This is a genomic window from Microbacterium sp. UCD-TDU, from assembly GCF_000340625.1.
Taxonomy (GTDB): domain Bacteria; phylum Actinomycetota; class Actinomycetes; order Actinomycetales; family Microbacteriaceae; genus Microbacterium; species Microbacterium maritypicum.
On the sequence record NZ_KB454446.1, the window covers coordinates 263,647 to 278,167 of the forward strand.

General features: G+C 70.4%; 9 protein-coding genes. 3 read left to right on the top strand and 6 right to left on the bottom strand.

Going from position 1 to position 14,521, the window contains the following annotated elements; genetic code table 11:
- Positions 1-25: 25 nt before the first annotated feature.
- The 3 genes from D514_RS23995 to D514_RS24005 all read right to left on the bottom strand — a co-directional run bounded on the left by D514_RS23995 (position 26) and on the right by D514_RS24005 (position 3,356).
- Positions 26-1,828, bottom strand: a complete 1,803-nt coding sequence (locus D514_RS23995) for a thioredoxin domain-containing protein (protein ID WP_017828832.1) — start codon at positions 1,826-1,828, stop codon at positions 26-28.
- Between the two features lie 32 nt (positions 1,829-1,860).
- Complete coding sequence (gene msuE, locus D514_RS24000; protein ID WP_017828833.1) at positions 1,861-2,430, bottom strand: FMN reductase; 570 nt, start codon at positions 2,428-2,430, stop codon at positions 1,861-1,863.
- Positions 2,431-2,519: 89 nt separating this feature from the next.
- Complete coding sequence (locus tag D514_RS24005) at positions 2,520-3,356, bottom strand: aldo/keto reductase (protein WP_017828834.1); 837 nt, start codon at positions 3,354-3,356, stop codon at positions 2,520-2,522.
- A gap of 104 nt (positions 3,357-3,460) precedes the next feature.
- Between D514_RS24005 and D514_RS24010 the strand changes: the two genes are divergently transcribed.
- Entirely contained in the window at positions 3,461-4,195 is a 735-nt protein-coding gene (locus D514_RS24010; protein ID WP_017828835.1) for a hypothetical protein, read from the top strand.
- A 38-nt stretch (positions 4,196-4,233) separates the two neighbouring features.
- Here the strand turns inward: D514_RS24010 and D514_RS24015 are convergent, their stop codons facing one another.
- Complete coding sequence (locus tag D514_RS24015; RefSeq protein WP_144052946.1) at positions 4,234-4,851, bottom strand: TetR/AcrR family transcriptional regulator; 618 nt, start codon at positions 4,849-4,851, stop codon at positions 4,234-4,236.
- Between the two features lie 125 nt (positions 4,852-4,976).
- Here D514_RS24015 and D514_RS24020 point away from each other — a divergent pair, with 125 nt between their 5' ends.
- Positions 4,977-5,762 (top strand): SDR family NAD(P)-dependent oxidoreductase, encoded by a 786-nt coding sequence (locus tag D514_RS24020; protein ID WP_017828837.1) that lies wholly within the window; start codon positions 4,977-4,979, stop codon positions 5,760-5,762.
- Positions 5,763-5,813: 51 nt separating this feature from the next.
- On the opposite strand, the gene D514_RS24025 is transcribed toward D514_RS24020, so the two are convergent.
- Both D514_RS24025 and D514_RS24030 read right to left on the bottom strand, forming a co-directional pair.
- The gene (locus D514_RS24025; RefSeq protein WP_236610912.1) at positions 5,814-9,071 is read right to left on the bottom strand and encodes a LamG-like jellyroll fold domain-containing protein; all 3,258 of its coding nucleotides are present in this window, start codon (positions 9,069-9,071) and stop codon (positions 5,814-5,816) included.
- Positions 9,072-9,299: 228 nt separating this feature from the next.
- The gene (locus D514_RS24030; protein ID WP_236610913.1) at positions 9,300-10,502 is read right to left on the bottom strand and encodes a heparan-alpha-glucosaminide N-acetyltransferase domain-containing protein; all 1,203 of its coding nucleotides are present in this window, start codon (positions 10,500-10,502) and stop codon (positions 9,300-9,302) included.
- Between the two features lie 63 nt (positions 10,503-10,565).
- Here D514_RS24030 and hrpA point away from each other — a divergent pair, with 63 nt between their 5' ends.
- Positions 10,566-14,516 carry an ATP-dependent RNA helicase HrpA gene (gene hrpA / locus D514_RS24035; protein ID WP_017828840.1) on the top strand — a complete coding sequence of 1,317 codons (3,951 nt, stop codon included), beginning with the start codon at positions 10,566-10,568 and terminating at the stop codon, positions 14,514-14,516.
- The last annotated feature ends 5 nt before the right edge of the window (positions 14,517-14,521 follow it).

The window sequence follows — 14,521 nt, forward strand, 5'->3', positions numbered from 1 at the left end:
GCCGCAGCGCCCCTGAGGGCCGCCGTCAGCGCGTGAGCGACACCTCGGCCGGGTCGCTCACCGGCAGCCGGCACACGAACGCGCGGCAGTCGTAGGCGCGCTCCACCGACGCGTCCTTCCCCTCGAACAGGTCGAACCCGGCATCGGCGAACGCCCGCGCCTGCTCCGCGGTGACGACGGCGACGACCTCGGCGTCCGCTCCCCTGGCGACCACGGCGAGGGCGCTGTCGCGCGCTCCGGTCACCACGACGAGCTGGCGGGGCGGAACGGCGAGCCCCGCGGCCACCCGCAGCAGGGTGCCGTGGGCGAACGGCTGCTCCAGCGAACGCGCCGCGAGCGCGCTCACGGTCGTCACCGCCGCGTCGCGATACCGCTCCCCCGCTCCCAGCCACCATGCGGTCAGGGCGGCACCGGCCACCGCAGCGGCATCAGAGGGCAGGTCGCCGTCGGTCTGGTCGGGCGAGGCCGCGATGCCCTGGGCCGACAGCAGCGGGTCTTCACCGACCGTGCCGTCGAGTGCCCCGTCGACAATGCTGCGCGCCGCGATCGCCCAGGTCGCCTCGCCGGTCGCCAACGCGAGCGCGAACAGGCCGTCGGCGAGAAGACCGAGGTCGGCGGCGGTCGCTGAAGCGGCGGATGCCCTTCCGTCGAGCGACGCCCGCACGAGGGCGCCGTCGGCATCCCGGTTGGTCCGCAGCACCTCGTCCGCGGCGGAGGCCGCGGCATCGATCCAGCTCTGTTCGCCGAGCGTCGCGCCGGCCCTGGCGATGGCGCCGATCGCGAGTCCGTTCCAGCCGGTGATCACCTTGCCGTCGACCGCAGGAGGCTCGAGCTCCGCCCGTTCGGCGAGCGGGCGGAGGTAGTACCCGCCCTCGTTGCGCTCGCCGTCGATCGTCGACTCCGAGTCCTGCGCCGCCCCGAATCCGCCGCCGTCGCGACGGAGCACATCGATCAGGAAGGAAGCGATGCCGCGCACGATGCGCTCGTCTCCCGCGTCGCGCGCGACATCGAGCAGCTGCGCGTTGTCGGTCAGCATCCGCTCGTAGTGCGGCACCGTCCAGTCGCGCTGGGTCGCATACCGGAAGAACCCGCCATCCGCATCGCGAAGGTCGGAGTCCGCCACCGCGGCGAGCGCGCGTGCGGTGGCCGCCGCCGCCTCCGGAGCGCTCTCCCGCACGAGCGGGTGCTGCAGGAAGCGCAGCGTCGTGGCGACCGGGAACTTCGGGGCTCCCCCGAAGCCGCCGAACTGCGGATCCTCGCGCTGAGCGATCGCCTGCGCCGCGGTCCCGATCGCGACGACGTCCGGCAGGGCCGAAGGCGCGGATTCCGCTGCGCGGGCGAGCGCGTCGGTCACGGCATCCGCCGACTCCTCGGCCTGCGCACGACGCAGCGTCCACGCTTCCCGCACCGCCGCGAGCACGTCGCGGAACGCGGGCATCGGGGGGCGCGCCTGCGGGGGCCAGTAGGTGCCGGCGTAGAAGGTGCGCCCGCGCGGGGTGGCGAAGACCGTGAGCGGCCAGCCGAGACTCTGCGTGAAGGCCGAGGCTGCGGCCATGTAGGCGCCGTCGACCTGCGGATGCTCCTCGCGGTCGACCTTCACGGCCACGAACCCGTCGTTGATGAGCGCGGCGGTGGCGGGGTCGGCGAACGACTCCCGCGCCATCACGTGGCACCAGTGGCAGGTCGAGTAGCCGATCGAGATGAGCAGCGGCACGTCGCGCCGCTGCGCCTCGGCGAACGCCTCCTCACCCCACGGATACCAGTCGACGGGGTTGTCGGCGTGCGCGCGGAGGTACGGGCTGAGGGTGTCGCCGAGCCGGTTGGTCATGCCTTCACGCTACGCCCGCGGGCGCGGCGGGGTCAGCCGACCAGCAGCTCGACCGGACGCGACGCCGCGTACCCCACCAACGGCAGAGCACGCTCCGCCGCCAGGGCGATACGGGCTTCGAGCACCTCGGAGACGATCTCGTAGCCGTCGAAGTCCGTGTTGCTGGCGTAGACGCCGACCGGAAGGGTGAGCGCCTGGAAGAACGCGAACAGCGGACGCAGCTGGTGCTCGATGATCAGCGCATGCTTCTCGCCGCCACCGGTCGCCGCCAGCAGCACGGGCGTGCCCACCAGGTCGTATTGGCCGACGAAGTCGAAGAGGTGCTTGAAGAGCCCGGTGAAGGAGGCGCGGTAGACGGGGCTGCCCACGATCAGCAGATCGGCGGACTCGATCGCCTGCAGCTGCGCCTCGACCTCCGGCGGCAGCTGGTCGCGCTGGAGCGCGCCGGCCAGTCCCGGACCGATCCGCGTCAGCTCGATGAGCTGCGACTCGACCTCAGCGCGCTCGGCGACGGCGGCCGTGATCGCGCGGACGAGGGCGGTCGTCTTGCTGGGCTCGTGCAGGGATCCCGACACGGCGACGACACGGAACGGAGCTGTCATGCCTCGACGGTACTCACGACGACGCCCTGTGTCGCGCGGTGCGACACAGGGCGTCATGTGAGCTCGAAGGCTCCGGCTACCGGAGCGGGTCAGTTGACCTCGTCCGGGTGGGAGCCGACGCGGCCGGAGCCGTCGAGCGGGTCGAGCGCGTCGATCGCCGCGATCTCGGCATCGGTCAGTTCGAAGCCGAAGACATCGAGGTTCTCGCGCAGGCGCTCGGCGCGCACCGACTTCGGGAATACGATGACGCCCTTCTGCAGGTGCCAGCGCAGCACGGCCTGGGCGGGGGTGACCCCGTGGGCCGCCGCGGCATCCGCCACGGCCGGAGCGCCGAACAGGTCGTACTTGCCCTGGCCGAGCGGACCCCACGCCTCGATGCGCACACCGTTCGCGTCGGCCCAGGCGACCACGTCGCGCTGCTGGTAGGCGGGGTGCAGCTCGATCTGGTTCACGGCCGGCACGACACCGGTCTCCTTCACGGTGCGCTCCAGGTGCGGAACCAGGAAGTTCGAGACCCCGATGCTGCGGGTGAGACCTGCGTCCCGCAGCTCGATGAGCTTCGCGAACGCATGCACGTAGTCGTCCTTGGCGGGGGTGGGCCAGTGCACCAGATACAGATCGACCTTCTCCAGGCCGAGCTTGTCCAGGCTCTCGGCGATGGCCGCACGCGGCTCGTCGTCGTGGTGGCGGTCGTTCCAGAGCTTCGTCGTGACGAACAGCTCGTCGCGCGGGATGCCGGAAGCCGCGATGGCGGCACCGACGCCCTCCTCGTTGCCGTAGATCGCGGCGGTGTCGATGTGGCGGTAGCCGATCTCGAGCGCCTCGCTCACCGCGCGCTCGGTCTCTGCCGGCGGCACCTTGAAGACGCCGTAGCCGAGCTGCGGGATGGAATTGCCGTCGTTCAGTTCGAGTGCAGGAATCGTCATCCCTCCAGCCTATGACCTGTGATGACAGGCGGATCCGAACGATGACGCGGGAAGTCGGTGCGGGTGACGCGGCCCGCGGCCGCGGTTCCGTAGGCTGAGGGACGATGAACGAGCGCGACGCTTCCGACGATGCGGAGTATCTCCCGCCACCTCCCGCTGCCGCGGACACGCCCGCGCCGGACGAGGAGGAGACCCGGATCGTCGCCGCGACCAAGCGGCGCAGTCGAACCATCGTCATCCTGGTCACCGTCGTCGCCGCCGTCCTGCTCCTCGGAACGATCGCGACGAATCTCCTTCTCGCCGCCGGGCTGCGCGCCGAGATCGGCGAGGGACGCCCCCGCCCATCGGCGGCGCCGTCGGCATCCGCGTCCCCGACACCGCCCCCCGATCGGCCGACGTCCGCGTGCAGCGAGCTCTGCGCCGCGGCCACCGAGGAGATCGGAACCACCGCCGGCGACTGGCGGATCGAGGGCGACTGGAAGAACGCGGCGAACGACCTCGGCTCGCGCGATGCCGCAACAGCGGTGTTCACCTCCGACGCCGGCCGCGCCACGGTGACGGTGCTGCAGTTCGCCACCGACGACGATGCCGCGCAAGCGGCCCTCGACATCCGCGCCAGGATCGGCGACCCGACATACACGGAACAGGTGTTCGACGACGGTTCGGGCACGCGCTACGACTTCGACGGCGCGACCGTCAGCCGCGTCGTTTGGCATCTCGATGCCCAGTCGAGGCCACACACCCCCGGGCGTCTGTACATCGTCGAAGCGCCGACGAACGCCGCGGAGAACTTCGCGGGACAAGCCGCGTATCAGCTGTATCTGGCGCTCCCGCTGTAGGCGCGCGACGTATCCCGCCTGTCCCGCGAGCGCAGAGGTCAGTCGAGGCCGCGCAGCCCCTGAGACATCGCCTGGAAGGCGTCGACCGCCCGCGCCGCGGGGCGAGGGCCGTCGGGATCGGCCGCCCACTGTTCGAGCCCGACGCGGATCGAGGCCGTCGCGACGGTGGCCAGCAGCGTCGCCTCCCACACCGCGAGCCCTCGATCCTGGAGGATCACGCGCAGCCGACGCTCGGAATCGTCGTTCACGCGCAGCCAGACGTCGCGCATCGCGGTGTCGTCGTCGAGTCCGCGGAGCACGCCGAGCATCGTGTCGAGCTCGAGGCCCTCGGACTCGGAGCGCTGCCCCGCATCGGTCCGGTCCTCAGCGAGCTGCGCCCGGATCACGGCCGGTATCTGCGCGCGCAGCGACCGCTCTCCGACCTCCGCGAACGCCTCTTGCCAGCGCTGGGCTCCCACACTGAGGATCGGCGCGATCGCATCTTCCTTGCGCGCGAAGTACCGGTAGAACGTGCGCACCGAAACGCCGGCACGCGCGGCGATCTGCTCCGCGGTGACACCCGTCACGCTCTGCTCGGCGAACAGAGCGGCGGCAGCGGCAGCGATGTCGCGTTCGGTCGCGGCCTTGCGGCGCTCGGTGAGGGTCGTGGTCTCCACCGTCACAGCGTACGGGAAGAGGTCGACTGCTCGACAGGCAACGCCTAGGTGGCATGATCTGCCATACAGGCATAGTCTGCCTACAACGGAGTGTCGCACCACGACACCACGACGAAGGGAAGACCATGAACCGCTACGAAGGACGTCGGGCGCTCATCACCGGCGGAGGGTCGGGCATCGGCCAGGCCACCGTGCTGCGGATGCTGCACGAGGGCGGCAGCGTCGTCGCCGCCGACGTCAGCACCGCAGGCCTCGAGGACACGATCGCCCAGGCCGGCCCCCTCGCCGCGCGGCTCACGACGGTCACGATGAACATCGCCGACGAGGCTTCCGTCGCCGCGGGGGTCGCCCAGGCGGTGGCCGCCCTGGGCGGACTCGACGTCCTCGTGAACGCCGCCGGCATCCTGCGCTCCTCGCACACCCACGAGACGACGCTCGATCAGTTCGAGCAGGTCATCCGGATCAACCTGGTGGGCACGTTCCTCGTGATCCGTGAGGCGATCCCCGCGCTGCTCGAGGGCACTTCGTCGGCCGTGGTCAACTTCAGCTCGACCTCAGCCGGCTTCGCCCACCCGTACATGGCGGCCTACGCCGCCAGCAAGGGCGGCGTGCAGTCGATGACCCACGCGCTGGCGGCCGAATACGCCAAGGACGGGATCCGCTTCACCGCGGTGCAGCCCGGTTCGATCTCCTCCGGCATGACGGACGGATCCGGACGCAGCAACCAGAGCAACGGCCCGGGCCTTCCTGACGACGCCGACATGAGCCTGTTCATGAAGCTCGCACCCGCGATCGGTCAGGGTTTCGCCGGCCCCGAGTCGGTCGCCGGTGTCGTGGCGATGCTCGCGAGCGAGGACGGCGCCTTCATCACCGGCACCGAGGTGCGCATCGACGGCGGCACCCACTTCTGACAGAAAGGGTGGGGGCCCGGCTCATGCCGGTACCCCCACCCGCTCACCCGGTCACTCGCCCTGTCGAAGGGTCTTGACCTCGCTCACGCTCACGACGTTGGTGCCGGTCGCGGCGCCGGCCCGATAGGAGAACACCGACGGCGAGCCCTCGCCCTGCAGCGCGGGGGTCGCATCCGTCGCGGACACCAGCCACGCCGTCGGCTCCGGCTGCCCGTCGGCCCACACCTTGGCGCGGATCGTCGTCGACGGCGAACCGGACGTCTCGGTCGACAGATGGAACACGGTCCCCGCGCTCCAGGTCATACCGGAGACCGCCGCGCTGGCGATCGCCGTGCCGTTGCGCTGGATCACGACCCACACCGAGCCGTCGGCGCGATGCCACGCCAGAGCGCGGTACCCCACGTCACCCGTGCGACGAGAGCCCGCACCGACATAGACCGTGCCCGACTCCGGACCGCCCGAGAGCGAGTAGGACATCGTCGTGGCGGAATCGCGCACGGACGCATCGTCCAACAGCATCTCTCGCGTCTGTCCCGCGACGAGGTCGATCACCCCGGCGCCGTCCTTGACCGACAGCGCCGTCGACTTGCCCTGCATCGGCGTCCACAGACCCCCGATGTCCGCCGTGCCCCAACCCGACTCGACCACACGATCGAATCCATCGGCGGCCACCACCACATCGGCGGCGACAGGCGCCGTGACGACGACCTGCTTCTCACTCGACGCGGACAATCCGCTGCTGTCGGTCACGGTCATGCGCACCGTGTAGGTTCCCGCCGCCGCGTACTCGTGCGACGCCGTGGCGCCGGTGGCCGTCGAGCCGTCGCCGAAGTCCCATGCGTAGGCGCTGATGGTGGCCGCGCCGTCGGCGACGGAACCTGCGCCGTCGACCGCGACGCTCAGATCGGTGGTCTGCGCGGTGAAGACCGCCGTCGGAGCCTTGAGACCCTTTCCGACCTGGAAGTGCGCGCGCACCTGGTCGGAGTTCAACGCGAACGAGTACACCGCGGCCTCATCCAGCGACCCCTTGAAGTAGTTCGACGAGGGAGCCGACGGCCAGCCCGTGAGCAGGTCGCCGCCGATGCGCACATACGCGGGATCGGTCTTGGCGTTCGTCACCGCCGGATCCGACGCGACGAGCTCCCCGTCGACGTACAGCTTCATCCCGTCCGCGCTCTGGGAGACGACGGCGTGATGCCAGGCGCCGTCGTTCAGCGCCTTGTCCCCGGAGACGGTGGCACGGGTCTGACCTGCGGAGACTCCGAAGGTCAGCGTGCCGCTGGTCGTCATGTAGAGGTGACGATCGATCGTCGCCGAGCTCCCCGTCTTGGCGGAGCCGGAGCCGATGAGCATGCCGCCGGTCGTCGTGGTGGTCTTGAACCAGATCTCGGAGGAGAAGTCCTTCGACGCCGCCGCCTTGGCGTCGGAGGACACCCGTCCGTTGGTGGTGCCGTTGACCGTGGTCGACCCGGTGCCGCCGTTCTCGATCCCGGACGACGAGACCGTGGCGCCCGACCCGTTGACCGGGTTGTTCGATCCCGCCCAGTCCTTCGAGACGTTCCCCATCGGGTAGTACAGCGACGGGCCGTCGGCGAGAACCTTCGTCGTATATGCCGAGACGGTGCCCGCTGTGGCCTTCGCGCTCACGCTCGCACTGGTCGCGGTGTTGCCGTCGGCGTCCTTCGCGACCACGGTGTAGCTCTGGGTCGCGCCCGGAGTAGCCGACGGGTCGTCGAGAGTGACCGTCGCGCGCTTCCACCAGGTTCCGTCCGCGGTCGTGCTCGCCACGGGCTCAGCGGTTCCGGCGCGGTACAGCTCGTAGGTGAGCGTCAGATCATCCCGATCCCAGTTGGTCTGGATCGACACACGAGCACGACCGGGAACGGGCGAGGTGCCCGCGGTGGGCTTCCAGTTCGCATCGGCGACGCGGGGGCCGTCCTTCGCGCCGGCCGGAGGGTTGGTGGAGAAGCGGACCAGTCCCTCGAACTGACCGCCGTTGACGGATCGGAACTCACCGCCGATCGAGATCATGTCGCCGGAGCCGGTGATCGACAGGCCCGCCTGTCCGAGTCCGGTCGTGGTGCCCACCGACCAGTCCGGTGCCCACTGATACGGCGACGGAGCGGGAGTTCCCGCCCAGCTGGCGTACCCGGAGTAGGTGTTCGCGGAGAGGGTGCCGCGCGCGTCCGTCGTGTACGCCTCCGCGTACTGGTAGACCGCGGGGTTCTTCTGCGGCTGCAGCCCCATCGTGTTGCAGGAGTGCATGTGGCTCGTCGTGTAGACCACCTTGCCGGTGGAGTAGACGCCGTAGTGGTCGCCGTGGCAGTCCGCGATCCAGCGCACAGCGCCGCTTCCCGCCTCTGCCGCGAACGTGCCCTCGAGGTTGCCCCCGCCGGACCAGCTCCACCCGGTGCCGTAGACCGTGTTCGCGTCGGTGGCGAGAGCGAAGATGCCGGAGTTGCTGCTGCTCCCGCTGTTCTTGACGACCTTGGAGATGCCCCAGTCGGTGTCAGCGGCCCCCGTGGACTTGTCCACCGCGGCAGATCCGCGCAGGCTGCTGCCGTTGAGCGTCGAGAACCGGCCTCCGACGATGACCTTCGCCCCTGCCGGGTCCATCACGAGGGCATCGACCTGACGGTCGGCCAGCGGAGCCCAGCTCAGCAGTGCGCCGTTCCCGGCGTCGAATGCGGCGAGGTTCTTGCGGGCGACGCCGTTCGCCTGGGTGAACAGACCACCGAGGTAGATGTTCGATCCGTCGGTCGTGATCGCGTACACACCGCTGCCGCCGATCGACGGCGTGAACTGCGGGACGAGCTCGCCGGTCTTCGCATCCAGTGCGGCGAAGTTCCAGCGGTCCTTGCCGTTCACGCTGTTGAACGAACCGCCGATGTAGATGCGGGATCCGTCAGGAGACGCCGCGACCGCCTTGATCACTCCGTTGACCTTCGGGGCGAACGACGACAGCGCGCCGGTCACGATGTCGTACGCCAGCACGTTCGATCGTGCGGTCAACGACGTACCGGGGGCCGCCTTCGGCTCGCGCGCGTTGTCGAACTTGCCCACCGCGTAGACGGTCGTGCCGATCGTGGTCTGCGCCCAGACGTAGCCGTTGTCGATCTGCACGGTCGGGATCGGATCCGACGTCACCACGTTCTCGTCGCGCTGCAACTGCGGCGGCATCGACGGCGGCACCTCGGCCGCGCTCGCCGCGCTCGCGCCCACGCCGGACAGACCCGCGATCAGCAGACCTGCCGTCAACGCTGACGCGACGACACCCCGCGCTCGGCGCCCGAAACTCGTATTCCCCACAGTGACTCCCCAGTCGATGCTGTTCCGAACGCGAGGTCGTCGCTCCACCGCGCGCTCGACGACATCGAGGCGACGACGAACGCCGCGACGCGGTGGTGTGAACTCCCCAGTTCAGAACTCCCCAGTCCGACCCGAAAGGCGGGTCGGTCGCGAACGCCAGACAGCGTGCGCGCTCTCACGCTAGCACATCGTCCCTCTCCGCTTCCGGGAGGCCCGGCGCCGACCGGCTCAGCGCCGGGGCACCGCCGCCATCGCCGCCGCTCCTCGTCCGACCAGGCGTTCGAGCGGCCCGCGTCCGAAGAACATCGCCCAGAGCGTCGTGATCACGAGCAGCCCGATCGCGGTCGCGGCCCAGAAGGCGTTGCTGGAGAAGAACCCGCCCGGCCCGCCGACCACCATGATCGAGAGGACGTGCGCGCTGTATGCCGTCAACGGCATGGAACCGAGCGCACCGAGTGGGAGCAGCACCCAGCGCAGGGGCCTGCTCAGCAGCAGACACAGCGCGATGATCGTGAGCGCGAAGCCGCCGGATCCGAGGATCTCGGCCGTGCCGCCGCTGTGCGGGTCGACCGCGAAGACCGCCGTGAGCGCGGCGCGAAGCGGGTCGGACGCGGCGAGCGCCTGCGGATAGTCCTCCCACCCGGCCGGCGGAGCCCAACTGCCGGAACCGCCGTCGATGATCGAGCCGGCGCCCGACGAGAGCTCCGCAGCGGATGAGCTGCCGCCGACGGCACCGGTGATGCCCACTGCCTGTCCGATCCCTCCCAGGCCGTATCCGACCACCATGAGTGCGACGCCGATGGCGAGAGCCGCCACCGCGGTGCGCAGCTGCCCGATGTTCAGGCGCCCGAGCGCCATGCCCGCCAGTACCAGGGCCAGCCAGACGGTGATCGGATAGGTGCCGTACAGCACGAACCCGATGCCGGAACCGTAGGGGTTGAGCATCACCGCGTTCAGGAACGCGAGCAGCGCGGGGCCCAGGAGCGCGAGCACCCCGGCTCCCGCCAGCAGTTGCCAGGGTCGCCAGCGCAGGAACGGGATGACCGCGACGTAGAGCAGGCCGTAGAGCGTGAGGATCACGGCGATCGGGGTGTTCAGCATCTCCAGGGCCAGACCGATCACGAAGATCACCGCGCCCCGGCCGATCAGATTCAGCCGGATGCTCGGGACGCGCTCCCGCTCGGGGAGGGTGCTGCGCCCGGTCATCAGGGCGATCGAGATGCCGGCGAGCACCGCGAAGAGGATCGAGGAGCGTCCGTGCACCAGATCGGTCCAGGTGGCCGGGTCGAGCCACTGGAACGGCTCGGTCTCGCCGATGTGCGCTCCGGCCATGCCGAGGATCGCCAGCCCCCTGGCGATGTCGAGGCCGAGGATGCGCGGGGGTCGTCCGAACTCATGGAACCACCGGACGGGAGCGAGAGCAGTGATCACCCCCCGATCGTAGGGGCTGACATCGGCGTGCACATGCCCGATCCCGGCATACGATGGAGGGCTATGTCCTCCCCTGTGATCTCCTATCCCCCGGAGCTGCCGGTCAGTGCGGCCAGGGCCGAGATCTCCGATGCCATCCGCGACCACCAGGTCGTGATCGTCGCCGGTGCGACGGGCTCGGGCAAGACCACGCAGCTGCCGAAGATCGCGCTCGAGCTGGGGCGCGAGCGCATCGCGCACACCCAACCCCGGCGTCTCGCCGCCCGCACGATCGCGGAACGGGTAGCGGAAGAGCTCCAGGTCGAGCTGGGCACGCTCGTCGGATACAAGGTGCGCTTCACCGACAAGGTGTCCGACACCACCCGCATCGCCCTGATGACCGACGGCATCCTGCTCAACGAGATCCACCGCGACCGGCTGCTCACGCGCTACGACACGATCATCATCGACGAGGCGCACGAGCGCTCCCTCAACGTCGACTTCCTGCTCGGCTACCTGGCTCGCATCCTCCCGGAGCGCCCCGACCTCAAGGTGATCATCACCTCGGCGACGATCGATCCGGAGAGCTTCGCGAAGCACTTCGCCGCGCCGGATGGCACCCCGGCGCCGATCATCGAGGTCTCGGGACGCACCTATCCGGTGGAGATCCGCTATCGCGGTCCGGTCGAGGATGCGGACGACGAGGCCGAGCCGGCCGAGCCGGAGGACGAGGTCTCGGCCATCGTCGCCGCGCTGCGCGAACTCGACCGCGAGGCGCCGGGCGACGTGCTCGTCTTCCTCCCCGGCGAGGCCGAGATCCGCGATGCCGCCGACGCCGTTCGCGGCGCCTATGCGAACGACCGCGCCCCCACCGAGGTGCTGCCCCTGTTCGGACGCCTCTCCGCCGCCGATCAGCACCGGGTGTTCGAGCGCAGCCGGGTGGCCGGGGTGCGCCGCCGGGTGATCCTCGCCACCAACGTCGCCGAGACGAGCCTCACGGTCCCCGGCATCAAGTACGTGATCGACACCGGCACCGCACGCATCTCCCGGTACAGCAATCGCTCCAAGGTGCAGCGGCTGCCGATCGAGGCCGTCTCGCAGGCCTCGGCCAATCAGCGTTCGGGCCGCGCGGGTCGAACCAGCGACGGCATCGCCATCCGCCTCTACTCGGAAGAGGACTACGCCAAGCGGCCGGAATACACCGAGCCCGAGATCCTGCGCACGTCTCTGGCCTCGGTCATCCTGCAGATGCTCTCGCTCGGCTTCGGCGACATCACGGCGTTCCCCTTCCTCACCCCGCCCGACTCCCGCGGTGTGAAGGCCGCGTTCGACCTGCTCACCGAGCTCGGTGCGGTCGAGCCGTCCCGCCGCGACGGCGCCCCGCACCTCACCCGCACGGGTCGCGACATCTCGCGCATGCCGATCGACCCGCGGTTCGCCCGCATGCTGATCGAAGCCGGTCGGGCCGGTTCCGGCGGCACCGTGACGCGCGACGTGCTCGCGATCGTCTCGGGCATGACGATCCAGGATGTGCGGGAGCGGCCGGAGGAACGCCGGGAGGAGGCCGACCGTCTGCACGCGCGATTCGTCGACCCGACCAGCGACTTCCTCACCCTGCTGAACCTCTGGAACCACCTGCGCGAGCAGCAGCGCGAACTCGGCTCGAGCGCCTTCCGCCGGCTGTGCCGCTCCGAGCACCTCAACTACGTGCGGGTGCGCGAATGGTTCGACGTGCATCGCCAGCTGCGCACACTCGTGAAGACACCGGACCGGCAGCGCGACGACGCCCGCACGGACGAGCGCGACGCGACCAGCGATCCCGACGCCATCCACCGCGCCCTGCTGTCGGGTCTGCTCTCGCAGATCGGCATCCTCGACGAGCGCACCGCCCCTGCGGGTAGATCGCACTCCCCCGCCAAGGAGCCGAAGGGCCGCCGTGTCGCGGAGTACCGCGGCGCCCGCGGCATCCGCTTCTCGATCTTCCCCGGGTCGGGGCTGCGCAAGAAGAGCCCACGCGCGGTGATCGCCGCCGAGATCGTCGAGACCTCGCGCACGTTCGCGCGCACGGTCGCCGCGATCGATCCCGCCTGGGCCGAGCCGCTCGCCGGCGACCTCGCCAAGCGACAGGTGACCGAGCCGCACTGGTCGAAGGATGCCGGCGCCGCGGTCGCCTTCGAGAAGGTGACGCTGTTCGGGCTCGAGATCATCCCGCGTCGGCGCGTGCAGTTCGCCCGCATCGACCGGGCCGCCTCGCGAGAGCTGTTCGTGCGGCATGCGCTCGTCGAGGGCGAGTGGGATCCGACACGGATCGACAAGCGGGTGAGCGCCTTCTGGCGCAGCAACGCCGAATTGCGCAAACGCCTCGAGAAGCTCGAGGAGCGCGAGCGCCGCCGCGACATCCTCGCCGGCGACGAAGCCGTCTTCCGGTTCTACGACGAACGCATCCCCACCGATGTGTTCGACGTGCGCTCGTTCGAGAGCTGGTGGCGCGAGGCGATGGCCACGACACCGAAGTTGCTCGTGATGCGCGAGAGCGACCTGATCGATGACGAGGAACGAGCGGATCAGCGCGAGTTCCCGACCCGGTGGACGCAGGGCGACCAGGTGCTCGGCCTCGCGTACCGGTTCGAGCCCGGCGCCGACGACGACGGTGTGAGCGTGGTCGTGCCGTTGCCGCTCCTCGCGCAGATCGAGGACCGCGGCTTCGACTGGCAGGTGCCCGGTCTGCGCGCCGAACTCGTGACCGGGCTTCTGCGCGCCCTCCCCAAGGCGATCCGCCGCCACGTCGTCCCCGCGGCCGATTGGGCCGAGAAGTTCGGTGCAGAGCTCGTCGAGGAGGGGCCGGAGTCGCACGGCGGCCTGCCGCCGCGCACGCTCAAGGAGGCCCTCGCCCGCCGCATCCAGCCGCTCGCGAATCAGCTGGTCTCCGCCGCAGACTTCGACGACGAGCGGGTGCCGCCGCACCTGCGCATGAACTTCCGCGCCGTGGACGAGCGCGGCAGGATCGTCGGCTCGAGGCGCGATCTGCGTGCCCTGCAGTCCCAGCTCTCCGACCGCGCACGCAGCAGCGTCGCCCGATCGATCGCCGCCCCCGCCCGCGCCGGCACGCCACGAGCGGGCCGCGGAGCCGAACGCGGCGGCGTCGAGCGCGTGGCCGCCGCACCGCTCGAGCAGACGGGGCTCACCGCCTGGACCTTCGCCGACCTGCCCGAGGTGCTCGACACCCGCGTCGCCGGCGGCGTCGTGCGGGGGTATCCGGCCATCGTCGACCAGGGCAAGACCGTTTCGGTGCGCGTCGAATCCACCCCTGATGCCGCGGCTGCCGCCACACGCGACGGCGTGCTGCGGCTCGTGCTGCTGGGCGTTCCCTCGCCCTCCTCCTACGTGCAGGAGCACCTCACCAGCCAGGAGAAGCTGGCGCTCGCCGCCTCGCCCTACCCCTCCGCCGCCGCCCTCATCGAGGACTGCCGCGCGGCGGTCGCGCGCAAGGTCATCGAGGGTCTCGTGCCCGACGGGATCGTGCGCAACGAGGCGGACTTCGCGCGGGTGCGCGACGCGGTCTCCTCCGTCCTCGTCGACGAGCTCTTCGCGTGCGTCTCCCTGGTCGCCCGTATCCTCACCAAATCCCGCGACGTCGAGCGCGGCATCAAGTCCCAGAACTCGCTCGCCCTGCTCGGACCCCTCAACGACATCCGCACCCAGCTGAGCGGCCTGCTGCACCCCGGTTTCGTCTCCGCCGCCGGCGCCGACCGCCTCACGCAGTTCCCCCGATACCTGGAGGGGATGCTCGACCGGCTGAAGACCCTCTCCAGCGAGCCCGGCAAGGACCGCGCGCGCATGACCGAGTACGAGCGGATGGCGAAGGCCTTCGAAGACGCGGGCGGCACGATCCCGCTCCCCGCCGATGCGACACCCGCGCTCGTCGAAGTGCGCTGGCTGCTGGAGGAGTATCGGGTGAGCGTCTTCGCACAGCGATTGGGCACCGCGCAGCCGGTGTCGCCGCAGCGCATCATGAAGGCGCTGTCCGGGCGCTGATCCGC

Excerpts from the sequence above, each read along its gene's own strand:
- D514_RS23995 (WP_017828832.1), bottom strand. The coding sequence starts at position 1,828 with ATGACCAACCGGCTCGGCGACACCCTCAGCCCGTACCTCCGCGCGCAC.
- msuE (WP_017828833.1), bottom strand. The coding sequence starts at position 2,430 with ATGACAGCTCCGTTCCGTGTCGTCGCCGTGTCGGGATCCCTGCACGAG.
- D514_RS24005 (WP_017828834.1), bottom strand. The coding sequence starts at position 3,356 with ATGACGATTCCTGCACTCGAACTGAACGACGGCAATTCCATCCCGCAG.
- D514_RS24010 (WP_017828835.1), top strand. The coding sequence starts at position 3,461 with ATGAACGAGCGCGACGCTTCCGACGATGCGGAGTATCTCCCGCCACCT.
- D514_RS24020 (WP_017828837.1), top strand. The coding sequence starts at position 4,977 with ATGAACCGCTACGAAGGACGTCGGGCGCTCATCACCGGCGGAGGGTCG.
- hrpA (WP_017828840.1), top strand. The coding sequence starts at position 10,566 with ATGTCCTCCCCTGTGATCTCCTATCCCCCGGAGCTGCCGGTCAGTGCG.